Raw genomic sequence first — 20940 nt, forward strand, 5'->3', positions numbered from 1 at the left:
TATTAGCAATTATTTCACTTTAACTTATATTCACGAGGAATGGCGCGTATTCCTGCTAAATTTTCGTAATTTATCTAAAAAATTAAAATATAATAACTTATCTAAAATTTAACGGAAATTTACTCAAAAAATGGTTGATCGTCATTAATTAAAATGCGCTCAATTTTCTTTGCTTTTCCTGTATTTGGATCCACATCAATTAACACTGCACTTAATTGCGTTCTACCACTTGTTACTTCAAATCGTACCGGTAAGTTCGTTAAAAACTTCTTCAATACTGCTTCTCGGTCCATACCTAATATTCCATCATATGGCCCTGTCATCCCAACATCTGTAATATATGCCGTTCCGCTTGGTAAAATACGGTTATCCGCTGTAGGGACATGCGTATGCGTACCTACTACTGCTGTAGCACGTCCATCTACATACCAACCTAACGCTTGTTTTTCACTTGTAGTCTCCGCATGGAAATCAATAAAGATAATATTCGTACGTTTTTTCGCAATATTAATTAATTCATCCACTTTACGGAATGGACAATCAATCGGAGGAAGGAAAGTACGCCCCTGTAAGTTAATAACTGCAACTTCTGTTCCATTACAGTTCACAAAGATAAGTCCTTTTCCTGGAGTTCCTTCTGGGAAGTTAGCTGGTCTTGCAAGATATTTTGCATCATCGATGAATTCAAATACTTCACGATTATCCCAAGCATGGTTTCCAAGTGTAACTGCTTGTGCCCCACACTCTAAAAAGTTTCGATATATTTTTTCTGTAATCCCACGGCCACCTGCTGCGTTTTCTCCATTAATGATTGTTACTGTAGGTGTATATTTTTTCTTTAATGCCGGTACGTACTGTTGAATCATACCTCTACCAGGAGATCCTACTACATCCCCAACAAATAATATTCTCATATGTCTTACCCTTTCTATGTACTGCATTTTTTATTGCTATAGCATCAAGTAAATTCCTTATAATATGTTTATTATAAGTTTGTTTCACTTTTATGCTAAATAACTAACTGTCTTTATTTTATCCAATTCCAACACAAAAAAATAAAGTGGTGTTCACCACTTTATTTTGCGTATTCCACTGCACGTGTTTCACGAATAACAGTTACTTTAATATGTCCTGGGTAATCCAGTTCATTTTCAATACGTTTTCGGATATCACGAGCTAAACGATGAGCTTCTAAGTCATCGATTGTATCTGGTTTTACCAAAATACGAACTTCACGTCCTGCTTGAATTGCAAATGATTTTTCAACGCCTTCATAAGACTCTGAAATCTCTTCTAACTTTTCAAGACGACGAATGTAGTTTTCAAGCGTTTCACTACGAGCTCCCGGTCTTGCAGCTGATAAAGCATCTGCTGCTGCAACTAAAACTGCAATGATAGAAGTTGGTTCTGTGTCACCATGGTGAGATGCGATACTGTTTATAACTACAGGATGCTCTTTATATTTCGTTGCGAGTTCAACACCAATTTCAACGTGGCTACCTTCTACTTCATGGTCAATCGCTTTTCCGATATCATGTAATAGACCAGCACGTCTTGCTAGTTTTTCATCCTCGCCAAGCTCTGCTGCCATAAGTCCAGTTAAATATGCAACTTCCATAGAGTGTTTTAAGACGTTTTGTCCATAACTTGTACGGTATTTTAAACGACCTAAAATTTTAATTAAATCTGGGTGTAATCCGTGAACACCCACTTCAAACGTTGTTTGCTCTCCGACTTCGCGAATATACTCGTCCACTTCGCGTCTTGATTTTTCGACCATCTCTTCAATACGCGCTGGGTGAATACGTCCGTCCTGTACTAGTTTATCAAGAGCGATACGAGCTGTTTCACGACGAATTGGATCGAATCCAGAAAGGATTACCGCCTCTGGTGTATCATCGATAATTAAGTCAATACCCGTTAAAGTTTCTAACGTACGAATATTACGACCTTCACGCCCGATAATACGTCCCTTCATTTCGTCATTTGGAAGATTTACAACCGAAACGGTTGTTTCAGCAACATGATCAGCTGCACATCTTTGCATTGCAAGAGATAAAATCTCTTTTGCTTTCTTATCCGCTTCTTCTTTCGCGCGAACTTCACTTTCTTTTACCATAACAGCGATTTCATGAGAAACTTCATTTTCTACTTTACCAAGAATAATTGCTTTCGCTTGTTCGCGTGTCAGATTGGAAATGCGCTCTAATTCTGTTTGTTGCTTTTGAACTAACTCTCCCACTTTGCTTTCCAACTCTTCAATCTGTTGTTGTCTCGCTACAAGAGAATCCTCTTTCTTCTCTAACTGCTGCTCGCGTTTATCGAGCGTTTCGTCTTTACGATCAAGGTTCTCTTCTTTTTGCATTAAACGATTTTCTTGTTTTTGTAATTCGCTTCTACGGTCACGAATTTCTAATTCAGCTTCTGTACGAAGTGTATGAATTTCATCCTTTGCTTCTAAAAGCGCTTCTTTCTTAAGTGCTTCAGCCTCACGATTCGCTTCGTCTAGAATACGTTTCGCTTCATTAGCCGCACCATTAATCTTCGCTTCAGCAATAGACTTTCGAACAAAAAAGCCAACAACTGCACCGACTGTTGTTGCAAGCAAAATGGAGATGAGTATCCAAACTGTACTACTCATGATTTCACCTCCCCTTGCTATGAATGAAAAAAGACTGTCGGCATGTACATTAAATTACAACATACAGCAAAGACCGTCGTCCCGCTTTTTTAAGGGACTTTCTTCATTTCACAATTAAAATGTCATATTATTATTTCGGTAAGATTTAAACCTTACTCCGAATATTACTTCTCTTCTTGAGAAGAGTATATCGTATATAAGAAAAAATATACATTCTCATTGTATCTATCGTAATTTTCATTGTCAAGCGTTGTCTACTTTTACTTTCTTTACCTTCAGTCCTGAATGTTATCTGAATTTGAAAAATTGATAGCATATTATCCTGGAAAACCTTAGTAAATACCATTTTATTCCCTTAAAACGTATGAATATTCCTCTTTACACATCCCATTTGAGTCAAAAAATATTTTAACCACTACGATAGATGCCCCTTTAATAGAAAGTAAAAAAATAAAAGACACGGGACCCGTGTCTTTTATTTTTTAATCTTGAAGAGTTGAATCTTCCGTGTCTTCCACACCAGAATCTTCACCAATTCCGTGATGATCACGAACAAAGAAGGCAATTTCCTCTCTTAAGTCCGTATTCTCTTTTAAGAATTGCTTCGAATTTTCACGACCTTGTCCTAAACGTTCTTCATTATAAGAATACCAAGCACCGCTCTTTTGAACGATATCAAGCTCAGAAGCCATATCCAAGATTTCACCTTCTCTTGAAATACCTTCTCCGTACATAATATCAACTTCAGCAACACGGAATGGTGGCGCTACTTTATTTTTCACTACTTTTACTTTTGTTTTATTACCAACGATGTCGTTACCTTGCTTTAATTGCTCCGCACGACGCACTTCAAGACGGACAGTTGAATAGAATTTCAACGCACGACCACCTGGAGTTGTTTCTGGCACTATCTATAGATTTTCCATCTCTATAGTCCGGACTATCTCTTCATCTCTTTACAGAGAGCCTTGCACTTCCAGCAGTAGCCTATCATCTGCCGTACCCTACTCAGTTAACTAAAAGTCCTTTTCGGTAGTCTCTACACCTTCCCCATATCACTATGGAGCTTGGCACGGTATTACCCTAAATAATGGTGGGCTTCACCGTTAGCAACTATATGGATAGTTACACCCTTAGGCAATAAGGTTCACAAGGTTTTTTAACATGCTATCACTAGCAAGGGAAACCCATGGTAAACTCCTTAATCTTTTCGATTAAGCAACTTGTAGTTGATTTCCGAACATAACCCCAACTTTTTCACGAATTTGGTTAATAAAGATTGCAATTGTTTTTGATTTGTTGATTGCTCCTGAAAGCTTACGAAGTGCTTGTGACATTAAACGTGCTTGTAAACCTACGTGTGAGTCACCCATGTCGCCTTCAATCTCTGCTTTCGGTACAAGAGCTGCTACAGAGTCAATTACGATAATGTCAACCGCACCACTTCGTACAAGTGCTTCCGCGATTTCTAATCCTTGCTCCCCTGTATCAGGCTGTGATAATAGTAATTCATCTATGTTAACGCCTAATTTTTGTGCATATACAGGATCCATTGCGTGCTCCGCATCGATGAATGCTGCTTGTCCACCTTGACGTTGCACTTCTGCAATTGCATGTAATGAAACTGTCGTTTTACCTGAACTTTCAGGTCCGTAAATTTCGATAATACGGCCACGTGGGTATCCGCCTACCCCTAGTGCCACATCAAGTGCTAAAGAACCACTTGAAATTGTAGAAATTCTACGTTCCGCTTGTTCTCCTAATTTCATAATTGAACCTTTACCGAATTGCTTCTCTATTTGTTTTAACGCCATATCTAATGCCGCTTGACGATCACTCATTCAAAATTCCTCCTTAACTGAATTGCTAATCTTATTATACCTATTTTCAATTCAATTTGCCAACAAAAATCGAACATTTATTCGATTTTTTTATTTTCCATTACATAAATACGGAATTTAACTATAAAAAAAGCTAGAAGAACTTATATCTCTTCTAGCTTTTTATATAAATGATAAAATCCATATTTTGTCGAGCGTTCTCTAATTTGTTGACGACTTCCACTTAAATTAAGAGGAAAGACTGCAGTTTGTTCACCTTTAATCGCCAATCCAACAAATACTGTTCCTGGCTCTTTCTGTTCTGAAGCATCTGGCCCTGCTACCCCAGTGAAACTAATTCCGATATCCGCTTTTAATAAATCCTTAACATTTTCAGCAAGATAACGAGCACATTCTTTACTAACTGCACCATCAGTATGCAACACTTCTTCAGGCACACGTAATACATGTTGCTTCACATCATTATGATAACAAATGACACCGCCTTTAAATACAGAAGAAACACCAGCATTTTCAGTTACTTGATTTCCAAAAAGACCACCTGTTAAACTTTCTGCACATGCTAAAGTTAACCCTTTTCTCTTCAATAACTCGATTGCCTTATAATGCAAAAATTCTTGGTCATATCCGTAGAAAAATTCTCCTACTCTTTCTAAAATCAAATCTTCCACATGTTGAATTAGTTTCTCCGCTTCGCTAACATTTTGATGCTTAGCGGTTAAACGTAATGTCACTTCTCCATCATTTGCTAGCGGGGCGATTGTTGGGTTTGTTTGTCCATCAATTAAATCTTGAACTTTCACCTCTAATTGGGACTCCCCAATACCGAAGAAACGAAGCACACGAGAATAAATGTTTTCTCCTGTTGTAAAATTACGTAAAAAAGGCTCCACGTAACTTACATACATTGGTTTCATTTCTTTTGGCGGCCCTGGTAATAAAATATAAACTTTTCCGTTCTTATTTATCCCCATACCAGGCGCCATACCGTGGTCATTTGCAAATACTGTTGCTCCATTTAAAACGAGCGCTTGCTTTTTATTATTCTCCGTAAATTCACGGCCTGTACGCTTAAAGTAATTACTTATTAAGGCTAATGCCTTTTCATCATACACAAGCTCTTCATCTAAACTAGCCGCTATCGTTTCTTTCGTCAAATCATCTTTTGTCGGTCCTAATCCACCTGTAAAAATAAGTATATCAGCACGTTCTTCCGCAGCTTCAATCGCCTTTTGCAGTCGCTTATTATTATCACCAACAACAGTATGATAGTACACGTTAATTCCAATTAAAGCTAACTTTTCAGATAAAAACTGGGCATTTGTATTTGCAATTTGTCCAAGTAATAATTCAGTTCCAACCGCAATAATCTCAGCATTCATCCCAATTCCCCCATAAACTTCTATTTTGAGTTTACAAAAGCAGCTCTATTTTTCCAGAAATAATCCCATCCTGAAATAACAGTAAAGATTAATGCAATCCATATGAAGATATCAGCAACTGGAATATGGATTAAATTTAAAGGTACATCGTGTAATAAATATGCTGCAATCGCAATAATTTGTGTCCATGTCTTAATTTTCCCTAGCTGATTTGCTGCAACTACTTCCCCTGTTCCAGCAAGTACAAGACGTAAACCCGTTACAGCAAACTCACGACTGATAATTACAATAACAATCCAAGCCGGTACATATTGCATCTCTACCAATGTAATAAGTGCTGCTGAAACAAGTAATTTATCAGCTAACGGGTCAAGAAACTTTCCTAAATTCGTTACAAGATTATACTTTCTTGCGTAATGTCCATCAATCCAATCTGTAGCTGAAGCAATGATAAAGATAAGTGCCCCTACTAAATGTTGAATTGGCAAATCAACATCACCAATTTTGTATGAACCCCAATCAAAGGGCGCTAACATAATTACCATAAAAATTGGAATTAAGAAGATTCTAGATATTGTAATTTTATTTGGTAAATTCACAGCTATTCCTCCATCATATCAAAAACATTTGTTCATCGAAAAAAAGTCATCGAAGCGATGACTGTTATTGTGCAGGTTGCTCTATCCCTTGGTTTTTAATCACCAATCTTTGGTGATATTCTTTTTGTGGATCTAACGGGAAAGCAAGCACTTGGCCATTCAGTTTAATTTCAACATTCGGTGCACTTCCAATATTAAGTCGTACTTCTTTTAATGTTGATACATCGCGTTTCTCTGTTTGACCGCTTTGTACTGTAGTGTTTAGAATTTCGTTACCCGCATCATCCTTAACATCTACATAACTTGCACCCTTCGCTGAAATTTCTAATTCTAACGTTTTATTATTATGAATTTCCAAAGTAGATACCTTACCAGTTGTTCCAACTACTTTCACTTCTTGCTGTCCAGTTGGTGGTGCTGGCTGCTCCTCTTTCTTTGGTTCTTCTTTCTTTGGTTCCTCTTTTTTTGGCTCTTCCGCTTTCGCTTCATCTTTCTTCGTATCTAACGGAGAATCTTTCGCTTTTTGAACTTCAATTTTCTCACTTTGAGCACTCGGAACTTTTTCATCATCTTTTCCAGTTAACGCTTGAAACACAAACCAGATTACGACTCCAACCGCGATTACTAACAGCGCAACTAAGATTTTCGGCATGTGATCTGCAACTGGCCATGATGAAGATTTTTGCATTGTTTCTTGTGTTTTTTGTCCCGTTGATACTTGTGGAACTTCACGCTTTTCAGATTGTGGTATCGTACTCTGATGCTCTACAAGCAGTTCCTCTCCATTTAATCCAACCGCATCTGCGTACTGTTTAATGAATGCACGCGCATAAAAAGCTCCTGGCAATACATCATAATTGCCTTCTTCAATTGCCACCAAATGGCGCTTTTGAATTTTTGTAATCTCATGCAGCTGATCAATAGACAAGCCTTTCGCTTCTCTTGCTTCTTTCAGCTTTTGTCCCAATTCCGTCACTACTAACACCTCAATATTTCTTTAAAAGTCAAACATAGAGAAATTATTTTGCGTACCTTGCTCAATTTCATCTACTAAATTATATTGAATTTCTTCATCATAATCGTTACGCAACTCGATAATATAATCAAAATCATCCAATGTGTATTCTGACTGACTCACAAATACATCAGGATGTTCCACAACTTTCGTTGCAGGCAATCTCATAATTTCACGAACGAGCTGCCAATGTCTTTCGTTGGCACGCTTCGTTGACACAATTCCATCTAGGATGAAAATATTGTCATCGCTATACTCATCTTCAATTAATTGACTACGAACAGTTTGCTTAATAAGAGTAGATGATACAAATAACCACCTTTTATTTGCACAAACACTTGCAGCAACAATGGATTCTGTTTTTCCGACACGAGGCATTCCGCGTATCCCAATTAGTTTATGGCCTTCTTTTTTCATAATTTCTGCCATAAAGTCTACAAGTAAGCCTAATTCATCACGCACAAATCGAAATGTTTTCTTATCATCTGCATCTCGTTGTATGTACCTACCATGCCTAACCGCTAGCTTATCTCTTAGCTTTGGCGGACGATATTTCGTTACCGTTATGTTATCCATCGTATTTAAAATTGATTCAAGTCTAGAGATTTGCTCTTGATTATCACACATAAGAAGTAACCCACGTCGTGCATTATCTACACCATTAATTGTGACAATATTAATGCCGAGCATACCGATTAACGAAGAAACGTCACCAAGCAAGCCAGGTCGGTTTTTATGTATTTCATATTCAAAATACCATTCAATCATCCAAGATCACTCCCCTTGCTTACTTTACACCTACGTACTATATTATATGATTTCACCTTAATAGGGAAGCTAAATGTATAATCTATCCTGTGTAATTATTATACAAAAAAAGTAGAGAGGAGAATCTCCTCTCTACTTTTACTTATGTTGTACAAACTTAACCATTAAGTTTGCAATTGTATGTTGCTCCTGTTCATCAGCAACTTTCCAAAGCTCAGCTAATAATTTCTCTTGGTCATTGCGTCCTTCTACTTCATTAGCAAGGTAGTCGCCAACACGAAATGCCATATCTGATACCGCACCGCCGTCTAAACCTTTTCCTTGCGCTTGCTCTAAACGATCTCCTAAAAAGCTCTTCCACTGATCAAAATTATCTAATACTGACATAATTAAGCACCTCACTATTGAGTAATAAAATCATGCTTAATTTGTGCAACTGTTCATTTTTTATGTAAGAAATTTTTAGCAGTGCCAACCGCCATTCACTCCGATGATTTGTCCAGTTATGTAAGATGCTCCTGGTGATACGAGGAATGAAACTGTTTTTGCTACTTCTTCTGGTAATCCAATTCTACCTAATGGTATATCTTCAGCAATTCCCATTTTATCTTCTTCAGAAAAAACACTTAACATTTCCGTTTCAATTGCTCCTGGTGCTACTGCATTCACACGTAATCCACTTAAAGAAACTTCTTTCGCTAAAGCTTTCACATATGAATTTTGCGCCCCTTTTACCATTGAATAAAGCACTTCACAAGAAGCCCCTATTTGTCCCCATATAGATGAAACAATTACAATATTACCACTTCTCCTCCCGATCATAGGCGGAAGTGCCATTGAAAGTAATTTATATACGTTCTTCACTTGAAGTTCTACCATATAATCCAATTCTTCGTTTGTTACATCTGTTACTAGTCCAAAAATACTCTTCCCAGCCGCGTATACAATAACATCAATAGGATGTTCAATTTGTCTCCACAATTGCTCTGCTCCATCACTAGAAGCCAAATTCGCTTGAACAGGGATAACTTCTCCCCATGCTTTCTGCAATTCCAATACCTTTCCTTCACTGTTATTGTAATGAACATAAACTGTATATCCATCTTGAATTAATTGTTTCGAAATAGCAGAGCCAATCCCTCCACTCCCTCCAGTTACTAACGCATACTTTTTCATAAATTCCCTCTCTTATCTCTACAAGTTCAATTTTCACACAACTAAATAATACCCTCATCTTACAATTTTTCAATGATAAGATGAGGGTATCTTTAAAATGTTATTTTTTCGGTAACACCTGACAAACACTCATTTTTTCTTCTGATAACAATAATTTTGCTACTTCTTGTAAATCTTGAACGGTTAGTCCTTCTAATACAGTCAACGCATCAAATAGGCTAGATTCATTAAACGCATATCGTGTAAATTGATTTGCAATATATTCTGGTGAATTCAACGAGCGTAAAAAACCACCAATTTTCTTTTTCTTCACTCGTTCTAATGCCGCCGCATCTAATTGATCATAATCTGTTTTTAATAAAATATCTTTTAAACGATCTGCCAATTCATCAGGTTGTTTCGTATCACCACCAACCATTGCAAAACCGAAGTTATTTTCTTCTGTATAGTCATACGAGAATGAATCATCAATAAGCCCTTCATTATATAAAGCTTCGTAATGAACAGAACTTTTTCCAAATAAATAATCTAAGAGTAACGTAAGCGCAATTTCTTGTTTTAAAAGCGCTTGCCCTTTTTCTTTTAAATTAGTCGCTTTAATACCAACTAAACATTTCGGTGTTTGCACAGGCATTGAAATAATTTTTTTCTTTTCATTTACCTCATTTGGTTCTTCTTCAAATGAACGCACAATTTCTGGCTGATTTTTATAATCTTTTTTCGCTTGATTTTCACGTACTAAATCCATTGTTTTCTCTGGATCAATTGCACCCACAACAAATAATAACATATTGCTCGGATGATAAAATGTTTCATAACATTCATATAATAAATCTTTCGTAATTTTACTAATAGATTCGATTGTCCCTGCAATATCAATTTTAATTGGGTGTTTTACAAACAAGCTATCAATTAACCCAAAGTACAAACGCCAATCTGGGTTATCTTGATACATTTGAATTTCTTGCCCAATAATCCCCTTCTCTTTTTCAACTGTTTTTTCAGAGAAATAAGGCTCTTGCACGAAGTTTAGCAATGTATTTAAATTTTGTTCTACGTTTGAAGTACATGAAAAAAGGTAAGCTGTTCGTGTGAAGGATGTAAAAGCATTTGCCGATGCTCCTTGTTTACTAAACAATTGGAAAGCATCGTGATCTTCTTTTTCAAATAATTTATGCTCAAGAAAATGTGCAATCCCATCAGGCACACGAATCATTTCTTCTTTCCCTAATGGTACAAATGTATTATCTACTGAACCATATTTCGTCGTAAACGTCGCAAATGTTTTATTAAATCCTTGTTTCGGTAAAACATATACATCTAATCCATTAGGAAGTTTTTCATAATAGAGTGTTTCTTTTAATTGCTCATAAACAATTTTCTCCATTTACTCTCCCTCCGTTCCTTGTAAAAAGTAAATTGTATCTAGTTCAATATTTTTAGCAACTTTTACAATTTCTTCTTTTGTCACACTTTCTATACCTGTAAGCCATTCTTCAACTGGACGTGTACGATCTGAAATAATACCATGATATAGCATTTCTACAAATCCACGCGGTGTATCAATCGCCTCTAATATTTGATTTTGGATGACACTTTTTGTTTGATGTATTTCTTCTTCAGAAAACTCTCCGTTTTGCATCGCAAGCATTTGTTCTTTAATAATCTCAACTGCTTTTTCATAATTTTTCGCTTCGATTCCTGACATAACAAATAATAAACCTTTATGACTTTCAAAGCGCGATGCTGCATAGTACGCTAAACTATTTTTTTCACGCACATTTACGAATAACTTCGAATGAGAAAAACCACCAAACAATCCATTGAACAATTGCAATGCAAAATAATCTTCATCTTTATATGTGACAAATGTACGATAACCGATGTGTAATTTACTTTGTTTTAATTCTTGTTTTTCAACAACTTCTTTTTCTTCATTATTTCGTCTATGAAGGAGTACATTTCTTTCTCTCACTGGACGAGCTGAAATAGAAAAATATTTACTTACAAGATCAACGGCGTTTTCTGAAATATCACCAATAATATATAGATCCATTTCATCTTCCGCTAACACCTTTTGATAATATTGATACAGACTTTCATTTGTAATAGACGTAACACTCTCTTTTTTTCCATTTGCACTTAAACGATACGGTTCTACTTTGCACATTTCTTCAATTAAACGCTCGTTTGCATAACGCATTTTATCATCATAAGTAGCTTCAATTCTCTGTAACAGTGCTCTTTTTTCACTTTCTACGATAGAAGATAGGAAACCGTTCCCCTCCGTTGCTGGATGTAACACAATATCAGACAACATAGAAAGCGCTTTTTCAAATAACGGTGGTGCATCATGTAAATAAACTTCATTTGCAATGTCTACATAAATGGAGATAATATGGTCTTCCCCTTTTTTACTTACATCTACCGCTAAAGAAGACCCGTATAATTCTTCTAAATATTGACGAAGACGAATTACAGAAGGTAATTTTTCTGTCGCACTTTGCAATACGTATGGCAATAGGGCACGCTCTGTCACCGTCTCCTCATTTAAAGGCGCTTTAAAACGAAATACAAAGGTATTCGTTTTATATTTATCAGTCGGAATAATATGTACGCGCAAACCACCTAACTCATGTAGTTGTTGTTCCATTAGTTTCATTTATAGCCCTCCTTTACGTATATAGGAATATTCCTCTTCAATATACAGTTTTTAGAAATAAAAAATCAACTTTTCTCCCTTATTATGCTTACATATGTTTCTTTCTAAAAACTTTAATATGTAAGGAACATAGTAAAATTCCGTATTAAATATATTCTATGTAAAAAAGCCCACACTAATGTGCGAGCTTTTTTATACTTATAAAATACTTATCGTTTTCCTTTTTCATAAGGAGTTCCTAATGCTTTCGGAGCTTCAGAACGACCTACAAAACCAACAAGCGCTAATATTGTGAATACATATGGTAATATCGTTAATAAAACACTTGGAATTTGATCTAATACAGGAATTGTTCCGCCCGTTACACTAAGAGATTGCGCAAAACCAAAGAATAGAGCTGCACCTAGTGCGCCTAGTGGATTCCACTTTCCAAAAATCATAGCAGCTAAAGCTAAGAAACCTTGTCCTGTAATAGTTGCCCCTGAGAAGTTATTAGAAATTGACATTGCAAAAATCGCTCCACCAATTCCAGCAAACACTCCTGAAATACAGACTCCAATATAGCGCATTTTATATACGTTAATCCCCATCGTATCCGCTGCCATTGGGTGTTCACCAACAGCACGTAGACGAAGACCGAACGGTGTTTTATAAATAACATACCAAACAACAAATGCTAAAATAATGGCAATATACGACGTTATTGGTACGTTCGAGAAAAATATTTTCCCTAAAACCGGAATATCCGAAAGGCCTGGAATATCAATCTTTTCAATACGATACTGAATAAAGTCAGTCTGCCCTTTATCAAAAATCTTCTTAATTGCAAATACCGTTAAACCAAGAGATAAGAAGTTAATTGCTACACCACTTACAACTTGATCTGCTCGGAATGTAATAGAAGCTACCGCATGAAGTAATGCAAATAATCCACTACCAATTGCCGCAAATAATAACGCAATCCACGGGGTCATCGTTCCCCAAGTATCACCCATTAATAAGTTTGTAACAACTCCAATAAATGCACCAAATAGCATTAATCCTTCTAATCCGATATTTACAACACCCGATCGTTCACTAAATACTCCACCTAGTGCTGTGAAAATGATAGGTGCCGATGTATATAACGTACCCGTCACAAGAATGGCTAATATATCTAAAAAGCTCATTTATTTCCCCTCCTTGCTCATGCGTGTAAGCGCCCATCTTAACACATAACTACATGCAACAAAGAAGATGATACATGCAATAATTACATTAATAAGCTCTGATGGTACATCTGCCTCAAAGTTCATTTGAGGGGAAGCACTTTTCAAACCACCAAATAATAAAGCTGAAAGGATTATCCCAAACGGATTATTCCCTCCAAGTAATGCTACGGCAATCCCATCAAATCCTACTCCTGTAAACGAAGACATCGCTGTCATACTCTGGAATGTTCCTAATCCTTCCATCGCTCCACCAATCCCCGCAAATGCACCAGCAATTGTCATGGAGAATACTACATTACGAGAAACTTTCATACCTGCATATTGAGAAGCATGCTGATTAAATCCTACCGACTTTAATTCGTAACCTAAAGTTGTTCTATCTAATAAGAACCACATTAAAATAGCGATTAAAATTGCTACAATAATTCCCCAGTGAAGACGCGAACCATCAGTAATGCTAGCAAGCCAGTCTGAAGATAGTGACGCACTCTCTTTAATATCATACGTTTTGTCATTACCCGCATGTAAGAAACGCTTAATAATGTCATATGTTACATACAACGCGATATAGTTCATCATAATGGTTACAATAACTTCATTCACTTGAAACTTCCCTTTTAAATATCCCGGAATGAAGCCCCAAATTCCGCCCACCAATGCTGCAAATAAAATAGATAATGGAATATGAAGGAAAGCTGGTAGTGAAACTGCATAACCGAACCAAACCGCTGCAAGCCAACCAACTAGCAATTGACCCTCTACCCCGATATTAAATAAACCTGTACGAAATGCAAACGCCACTGATAAACCAGCAAGAATAAGCGGTATCATTGTACGAAGCGTTTCACCAATCGCACTTGCGCTGCCGAACATCCCTGTCCAAAGTGCACTATAACCTACAATTGGATCATAACCACTAACTAACATTACAATCGCTCCGACAAGTAAGCCAAAAATAACGGATAGTACTGGGACTAAAATATTTATCGTTCGTTCTGTTAAAAGTTTTTTAGCCATTTGTACCCACCTGCTCCTTCTTTGTTCCTCCAGCCATTAACAATCCAAGCTGTTGTTCATTCGTTTCTTTCGCATCAACTATTGCTACAATTTTCCCTTCATAAATAACAGCAATTCGATCGCTAACATTTAAGATTTCATCTAACTCTAGTGATAAAAGTAATACACCTTTCCCTTTATCCCTTTGCTCTATTAATCTCTTATGAATAAATTCAATTGCTCCTACATCTAAACCACGTGTTGGCTGTGCTGCGATTAATAAATCTGGATCACGGTCTACTTCACGTGCAATAATTGCTTTTTGTTGATTTCCCCCAGATAGAGCGCGTGCTAAAGTTTGCTCACTAGGTGTACGTACATCAAACTGTTCAATAAGAGCCTTTGCTTTTTCTGTAATTTTGCTGAAATTTAAAATCCCTTTCTTTGAAAACGGATTCTTATAGTACGTTTGCAGAACTATATTATCTCTAACAGAAAAATCAAGGACGAGTCCGTGTTTATGACGATCTTCTGGAATATGACCAATTCCTTCTTCTGTTATTCTTCTAACAGGCCAATTTGTTATTTCTTTCCCTTTAATTGCAATAGAACCTGACTCAACTTTTCGTAAACCAGTAATTGCTTCTATTAATTCACTTTGTCCATTTCCATCAATCCCTGCAATCCCAACAATTTCCCCCGCACGAACAGTTAAGTCAAGGCCTTTTACAGCAGGTAGTTGACGTGCATCGTGAACAACAAGATTTGCAATTGAAAGTACCTCTTCTTTTGGTTTCGCGTCTATTTTTTCTGTTTTAAAATTCACTTGACGTCCGACCATTAATTCTGCAAGTTTATTTTCATCCGTATTTGCAACGTCAACCGTTCCAATTCCTTTTCCTTTACGAATAATCGTACAACGATCGCAAACTTCCATAATTTCTTTCAACTTATGTGTAATAAGAACAATAGATTTTCCTTCTTGCACAAGCTTTTTCATAATTTGAATTAGCTCATGAATTTCTTGTGGTGTTAACACAGCTGTCGGTTCATCAAATATTAAAATTTCTGCACCGCGGTAAAGAGTTTTCAAAATCTCAACACGCTGTTGCATACCCACTGAAATATCCTGTATTTTCGCATATGGATCTACAGCTAAACCGTATTGTTCAGACAATTTTTGAATTTCTTTAGCAGCTTCCTCAACAGCAATTTTCCCTTTTTTCCTCGGTTCATTTCCGAGAATAATATTCTCTGTAACTGTAAAATTATGAACAAGCATAAAGTGCTGATGAACCATTCCAATACCAAGGTCATTTGCCACATTCGGATTGGTAATATTTACAGACTTCCCTTTAATTTTAATTTCACCTTGTTCTGGTTGGTACAAACCAAATAGTACATTCATCAATGTGGATTTCCCTGCACCATTTTCTCCAAGTAAAGCATGTATCTCACCCTGCTTTACTTGCAGCGTAATATCATCATTCGCTACAATGCCTGGGAATACTTTCGTAATATTATTCATCTCAATTACGTATTCCATTGTGTTCCTCCTTTTAACAGGGAACATTCCCTATTACACTATTAACTTATTAAGCATTTTGGAAGTTTTATACATACAAAGGTTAGTTCTATGAACTAACCTTTGCTATTTCTCTATTTATTTTTTTAGAGAAGCTTCGTATTCTTTATACTCTTTATCTGTAGCTGGCACTTTAATTTCACCGGCTGTAATTTTCTTTTCAAGCTCTTCTACTTTTGTTAAAATTTCAGGGTTAACTTTTTTCACGTTATCAGTTGTTTTTGAAATACCAATGCCGTCATCTTTTAAGCCAAACTCTTCTACTTTACCGCCTTTTAACTTACCGTCTTTCGCTTCTTGCGCTACTTTTTCAACAGCGATATCTACACGTTTTACCATTGAAGTTAATGTTACGTTTTCAGGCATACCTTCTTGGTTTTGATCACGGTCAACACCGATTACCCAAACATTTTCACCTTTTTTCTTACGGTTTTTCGCTTCAGTGAATACACCGTTACCTGTACCACCAGCAGCATGATAAATTACGTCTACGCCTTGACCATACATTGCTGATGCAAGAACTGTACCTTTTTCAGGTTTATCGAATGCTTCTGCATATTCAGATACGATTTCAATGTTTGGATTTACTGCTTTTGCACCCGCTTTAAATCCATTTTCGAATTTACTAATTAAATCACTCTTCATCCCACCAACAAATCCTACTTTATTCGATTTTGTTGACATAGCTGCTACCGCACCTACAAGGAATGATCCTTCATGATCTTTAAATGTAATGCTCGTTACGTTTGGTGCATCTACTACAGTATCAACGATTGCAAATTGTTGTTTTGGAGATTCTTTTGCTACTTCTTTAATTGCACCTTCTAATTTATAACCAATTCCAAAAGATAAATCATACTTATCTTTTGAAAATTTCTTTAAGTTTGGAATATAATCCGCTTCTTTTTCAGACTGTAGGTAACGATAATTTGTCTTTTCCTTTAATCCGTTATCTTTACCAAACTTTTTTAGTCCTTCCCAAGACGATTGGTTGAACGATTTGTCATCAACGCCCCCAACATCCGTTACCATACCGACCTTGAAGTCTTTCGTGTCTTTCTTGTCACTGCTTGCCTTATCCGAGTTACCACATGCACCTAAAACTGTACTTGCTGCTAATGTTAATGATAATAAAAGACCTGCTTTTTTCTTCATACTAGAAACCCCTCCAAAAATGATATATATTTTTTTATTCTTTCGCTGCTGTCCCTTACTTCTTGCTGTCACCTCCCTAAAAAGGAACTTACCTACATACGCTTTCTTAATACGTGGAAGCTAAACTTATCAGCTCTAAAGTAATTGATAGAATATAAGATTGGCTCATCATTTTGATCATAGTGCATTTGTTTTAATACAAGCAGTGCTGTTTCAGGCTCACATTCTAAAATCGGTGAGATTTTAGGGTGATAGCCAATTGGCTCAATGTGAGCAACCGCATATGTTATGCGCTTATGCGTGTTATTATGTATCACCGTTAATAATGACTCCTCATTGTAACCCGATAAATCTGGCAATATTTCTTTTGCAAGTTTATCGATACAATATACAACAGGTTCCCCATCTGCTGTACGCACGCGTTCAATCATTACTGCATTGAAACCATCTTCACTATTAAACTTCTCTTTTTCCTCTTCTGTTAAAGTTGTAGTAGATGATGATAAAAAGATCGTTCCTGGTGTTTTCCCCACACTAGAAATCATATCTGTAATACTAGAAAGTTGTTCTATTCCAGAAGAAAATAATGGCTTTGCATTTACAAATGTCCCTACACCATGTCTACGAATGACAACATTTTCTTCTTCTAAAATACGTAACGCTTCCCTTAAAGTCGCTCTACTTACGCCAAGTTCTTTCGCTAAATCAAACTCTGATGGTAACTTTTGTCGTTCTTTATAAGCCCCATCTTTAATTTTTTCTTTGATGTGATCAATCACCCGTAAATATAGGTGACGACTATCGGATTTTACTGACATAAGACTCCCCCGCATTTCAATTATTCGACCTCTGATGTAAGACTTCTTTTCTCTTTTTTCAACTTACAACATAGTACAAATGACTAACCACTAAAAATAAGCGCAATTGTCGAATAAATAATAATAATTTTTTAAAATGAAATTTTCACTCTTTACTGTATAAAAAAAACTTTGCACCATAAACATTCCTCATTTCGAGAAAAAGTTCGGCACAAAGATCCTTTACATCCTTTGTTACACACTTTTCCCCTCATAGTCTAGCAATTCATGGTTGCCAGGTAGAAACTTATGGACCTTATCTCCAAGATTATATGAGGCAGTGATTCTTTTCGAAGTAATCTTACCACTTGCTCTCATACGTGTCAACAAAATCCAACATTTTTCTGCATTAAATATCGAACATTTACATAAAACATACTCAAAGTATTCGTATTCTAAAGAGACCTTATAAATGTAAGCCCTTTCTTTATTGCTGAGTATAGTATATAACAAAAACACTATATAAAAAAGCCTAATTGTAAAAACAATTAGGCTTTTTTTAAGAACTTTTTTCTTGTACATCATTAATGAGTACTTCTCTCGGTTTACTACCTTCATATGGACCTACTACACCATTCATTTCCATTGCATCAATTAGACGAGCAGCTCGCGTATAACCTACTCTAAACCTACGTTGTAGCATAGAAACAGATGCTGTTTGCATTTCCACTACAAGTTGAACCGCTTCATCATATAATTCATCTTCTACTTCCTGCTTCGTATCAGGAACATCTTGCGGAATCATATCTTCTTGATATTGTGCTTTTTGCTGTCCAATAACATATTCTACAACTCTCTCAACTTCATCATCTGATAAAAATGCGCCTTGTACACGTACAGGTTTCGATGCACCAATTGGTATAAACAGCATGTCGCCACGACCTAGTAGCTTCTCTGCACCACCACCGTCAAGAATTGTACGAGAATCTGTTTGAGAAGATACAGCGAATGCAATACGTGATGGAATATTTGCTTTAATAACACCCGTAATAACGTCAACTGACGGACGTTGCGTTGCAATAATTAAATGAATACCAGCAGCACGAGCCATTTGCGCTAGACGCATAATCGCATCCTCTACATCAGACGAAGCAACCATCATTAAATCTGCTAACTCGTCCACAATTACTACAATATACGGTAATTCGGGTTGTTTCGCTTCTGATTCACTATTATGCTCTTTTATATAATCATTGTATCCTTCAATGTTACGTGTACCACTATGAGCAAACAATTCATAACGACGTTCCATCTCACTCACAACTTTTTTCAATGCTTGCGATGCTTTTTTCGGATCAGTTACAACTGGCGTTAACAAATGAGGCACACCGTTATATACATTTAACTCTACCATTTTCGGGTCAATCATCATTAATTTTACTTCATGTGGTTTTGCACGCATTAAAATACTAACAATAATACCGTTAATACATACACTTTTCCCGCTCCCTGTCGCACCAGCTACGAGTAAATGGGGCATTTTATTTAAACGGGCTAATACAGCTTCACCTGTAATATCTCGGCCAAGACCAATTAACAACTTCTCTTCCGGATGATTATTAGCCTTAGAATCAAGAACTTCCCTCAGCGTTACCATCGAAACTTCTGAGTTCGGAACTTCGATCCCTACAGCTGATTTCCCGGGAATTGGCGCCTCAATACGAATGTCCTTTGCAGCTAATGCAAGGGCTAAATCATCACTTAAACTGACAATTTTGCTTACCTTTACCCCCATATCAGGATACACTTCATATTTTGTAACTGCAGGACCTCTATGCACTTTTGTTACTTTCGCTTTCACTCCGAAACTTTGGAATGTACGTTCTAATTTACGAGCATTCTCATAAATTTCCGCATTTTCATTTGTAACTTGCTTATTCTTTGGAAATTTTAATATATCAAGTGAAGGAAGCTTGTAATCTTTATTTTCTACATTTGAAAATTGCATAGGAGGTGCTTGCGCTTCACTCTCTAACGATTCAACGATTTTTTCTCCACGCTTTTTCTTTGATTCTTCAATTGGTGGAGTCTCTTCAATAAACGGTGAAGTGATCAAATCTTCTTGCTCTACTTCAATTCGTTTATCCTCTTCTTCATTTACAGGATAATTCTCAGTGAAATTTGAAATAATTGGCGGATCAATTTGGATTTCTTCCATCGGCTCAATAACTTCTTCTTGTTCTGCAGCACGTTTGCTTCTTGTACTTCTTGTTGTTTTTTTCTTTTCTGTTTGTTCAGCCGTTCTTTTGGATCTCCAATCTTTATAATCCCCTTGCATCACTTGAAATTGACTTCTAAGAATTCTACCAACTGGAGCTAACACTTCTCCAATATGTTTATTTGTTATACAGAGTACCCCGAGAATAACTAAAATAATTCCAATGATATAGGCTCCTACTTCGTCGAATAGGAAGTAACATGTCGCGAACATAAGCGCACCAAACATACCACCGCCTAAATGAACGCTATCTGGCCCTTTTTTCATTTCAAGAAAGAAGTTATCTTTCGTACTCACAATAACAGAAGTATTTTGCACTGCTCCATCTTTTGTAAGAAGGTTAAATAATGTAATATGACTAAACATTAATATTGCCAATACAATTAAATAAAATCCAATTAATCGTTTATTTAAAAGGTTCGGCCATCCGCGTTTTATAACAAAGGAAACCGATAAAGCTATTACACCTAACACACCAATTATGTACCACTCACCAAAGAAGAAGCGAAAAAATAACACAAACGATTTCCCTACAACGCCTAGCTGTAAAATCGTAATGATTGAAAGTGCAAAAAGAGTTAAACCGACGATTTCATAATACAAAGTTGGCTTTATCGTACGTCTTGCCTTTGCCTTCGTCCCTCTTTGCTTTTGTTTTGCCATTTCTTCACCTCGTGTTCTACATATAAGTAAAGCTCCCCTAAAAATGCTCTATTTATATGTCTGTTTTCTCTATTTTTCAGGTCTTTATATCTTCTATTTTTACACTTCTTGTAAAATGCTAAATAAACAGAAGAAAGCAGCCTACTCATGGCTGCTCAACCGTCTTGTTTT

The 20940-nt window shown here is 36.4% G+C and carries 16 protein-coding genes, 2 pseudogenes and 1 riboswitch; all 18 genes and pseudogenes read right to left on the reverse strand.

Annotated elements, in window-relative coordinates; genetic code table 11:
* Positions 1-119: 119 nt before the first annotated feature.
* Positions 120-914 (reverse strand): TIGR00282 family metallophosphoesterase, encoded by a 795-nt coding sequence (locus JFU02_RS10175; RefSeq protein ID WP_001221092.1) that lies wholly within the window; start codon positions 912-914, stop codon positions 120-122.
* Positions 915-1075: 161 nt separating this feature from the next.
* Positions 1076-2641, reverse strand: a complete 1566-nt coding sequence (gene rny / locus JFU02_RS10180) for a ribonuclease Y (protein ID WP_000099769.1) — start codon at positions 2639-2641, stop codon at positions 1076-1078.
* A gap of 482 nt (positions 2642-3123) precedes the next feature.
* Positions 3124-3546, reverse strand: a pseudogene (locus JFU02_RS10185) (recombinase RecA family protein); the annotation flags it as partial.
* Positions 3547-3873: 327 nt separating this feature from the next.
* Positions 3874-4482: pseudogene (recA, locus tag JFU02_RS10190) on the reverse strand (recombinase RecA); the annotation flags it as partial.
* A 143-nt stretch (positions 4483-4625) separates the two neighbouring features.
* Positions 4626-5864, reverse strand: coding sequence for a competence/damage-inducible protein A (locus tag JFU02_RS10195; protein WP_000990682.1), 1239 nt, complete (start codon positions 5862-5864; stop codon positions 4626-4628).
* 20 nt (positions 5865-5884) lie between these two features.
* Positions 5885-6463: a CDP-diacylglycerol--glycerol-3-phosphate 3-phosphatidyltransferase gene (gene pgsA / locus JFU02_RS10200; protein WP_001052967.1), complete on the reverse strand. Its 579-nt coding sequence runs from the start codon at positions 6461-6463 to the stop codon at positions 5885-5887.
* 64 nt (positions 6464-6527) lie between these two features.
* Positions 6528-7439, reverse strand: coding sequence for a helix-turn-helix domain-containing protein (locus tag JFU02_RS10205; RefSeq protein WP_000137462.1), 912 nt, complete (start codon positions 7437-7439; stop codon positions 6528-6530).
* Positions 7440-7460: 21 nt separating this feature from the next.
* A complete protein-coding gene (locus tag JFU02_RS10210) occupies positions 7461-8246 on the reverse strand; it encodes a DUF3388 domain-containing protein (RefSeq protein ID WP_000574107.1) in 786 nt (261 codons plus the stop codon).
* Positions 8247-8384: 138 nt separating this feature from the next.
* The gene (locus JFU02_RS10215) at positions 8385-8633 is read right to left on the reverse strand and encodes a DUF3243 domain-containing protein (protein WP_000114444.1); all 249 of its coding nucleotides are present in this window, start codon (positions 8631-8633) and stop codon (positions 8385-8387) included.
* Positions 8634-8708: 75 nt separating this feature from the next.
* A complete protein-coding gene (gene ymfI / locus JFU02_RS10220) occupies positions 8709-9422 on the reverse strand; it encodes an elongation factor P 5-aminopentanone reductase (RefSeq protein WP_000759627.1) in 714 nt (237 codons plus the stop codon).
* Between the two features lie 100 nt (positions 9423-9522).
* Positions 9523-10809: an EF-P 5-aminopentanol modification-associated protein YfmH gene (gene yfmH, locus JFU02_RS10225; RefSeq protein WP_000411973.1), complete on the reverse strand. Its 1287-nt coding sequence runs from the start codon at positions 10807-10809 to the stop codon at positions 9523-9525.
* Positions 10810-12084 carry an EF-P 5-aminopentanol modification-associated protein YfmF gene (yfmF, locus tag JFU02_RS10230; RefSeq protein ID WP_000772420.1) on the reverse strand — a complete coding sequence of 425 codons (1275 nt, stop codon included), beginning with the start codon at positions 12082-12084 and terminating at the stop codon, positions 10810-10812.
* Between the two features lie 209 nt (positions 12085-12293).
* Positions 12294-13253 (reverse strand): ABC transporter permease, encoded by a 960-nt coding sequence (locus JFU02_RS10235; protein WP_000008857.1) that lies wholly within the window; start codon positions 13251-13253, stop codon positions 12294-12296.
* Positions 13254-14312 carry an ABC transporter permease gene (locus JFU02_RS10240; RefSeq protein ID WP_001085254.1) on the reverse strand — a complete coding sequence of 353 codons (1059 nt, stop codon included), beginning with the start codon at positions 14310-14312 and terminating at the stop codon, positions 13254-13256.
* Positions 14305-15837 (reverse strand): ABC transporter ATP-binding protein, encoded by a 1533-nt coding sequence (locus JFU02_RS10245; RefSeq protein ID WP_000456928.1) that lies wholly within the window; start codon positions 15835-15837, stop codon positions 14305-14307. The genes JFU02_RS10240 and JFU02_RS10245 overlap by 8 nt, the downstream gene beginning before the upstream one ends.
* A 117-nt stretch (positions 15838-15954) precedes the next feature.
* Positions 15955-17031 (reverse strand): BMP family lipoprotein, encoded by a 1077-nt coding sequence (locus JFU02_RS10250; protein ID WP_000725768.1) that lies wholly within the window; start codon positions 17029-17031, stop codon positions 15955-15957.
* A gap of 92 nt (positions 17032-17123) precedes the next feature.
* The gene (locus tag JFU02_RS10255) at positions 17124-17849 is read right to left on the reverse strand and encodes a GntR family transcriptional regulator (protein WP_000114182.1); all 726 of its coding nucleotides are present in this window, start codon (positions 17847-17849) and stop codon (positions 17124-17126) included.
* A gap of 233 nt (positions 17850-18082) precedes the next feature.
* Positions 18083-18184: riboswitch (purine riboswitch) on the reverse strand.
* Positions 18185-18387: 203 nt separating this feature from the next.
* Complete coding sequence (locus JFU02_RS10260; protein WP_086407585.1) at positions 18388-20769, reverse strand: DNA translocase FtsK; 2382 nt, start codon at positions 20767-20769, stop codon at positions 18388-18390.
* Positions 20770-20940 lie beyond the last annotated feature (171 nt).

Origin of the sequence: Bacillus sp. TH13 (assembly GCF_016651175.1) — a bacterium.
Classification (GTDB): Bacteria; Bacillota; Bacilli; order Bacillales; family Bacillaceae_G; genus Bacillus_A; species Bacillus_A thuringiensis_S.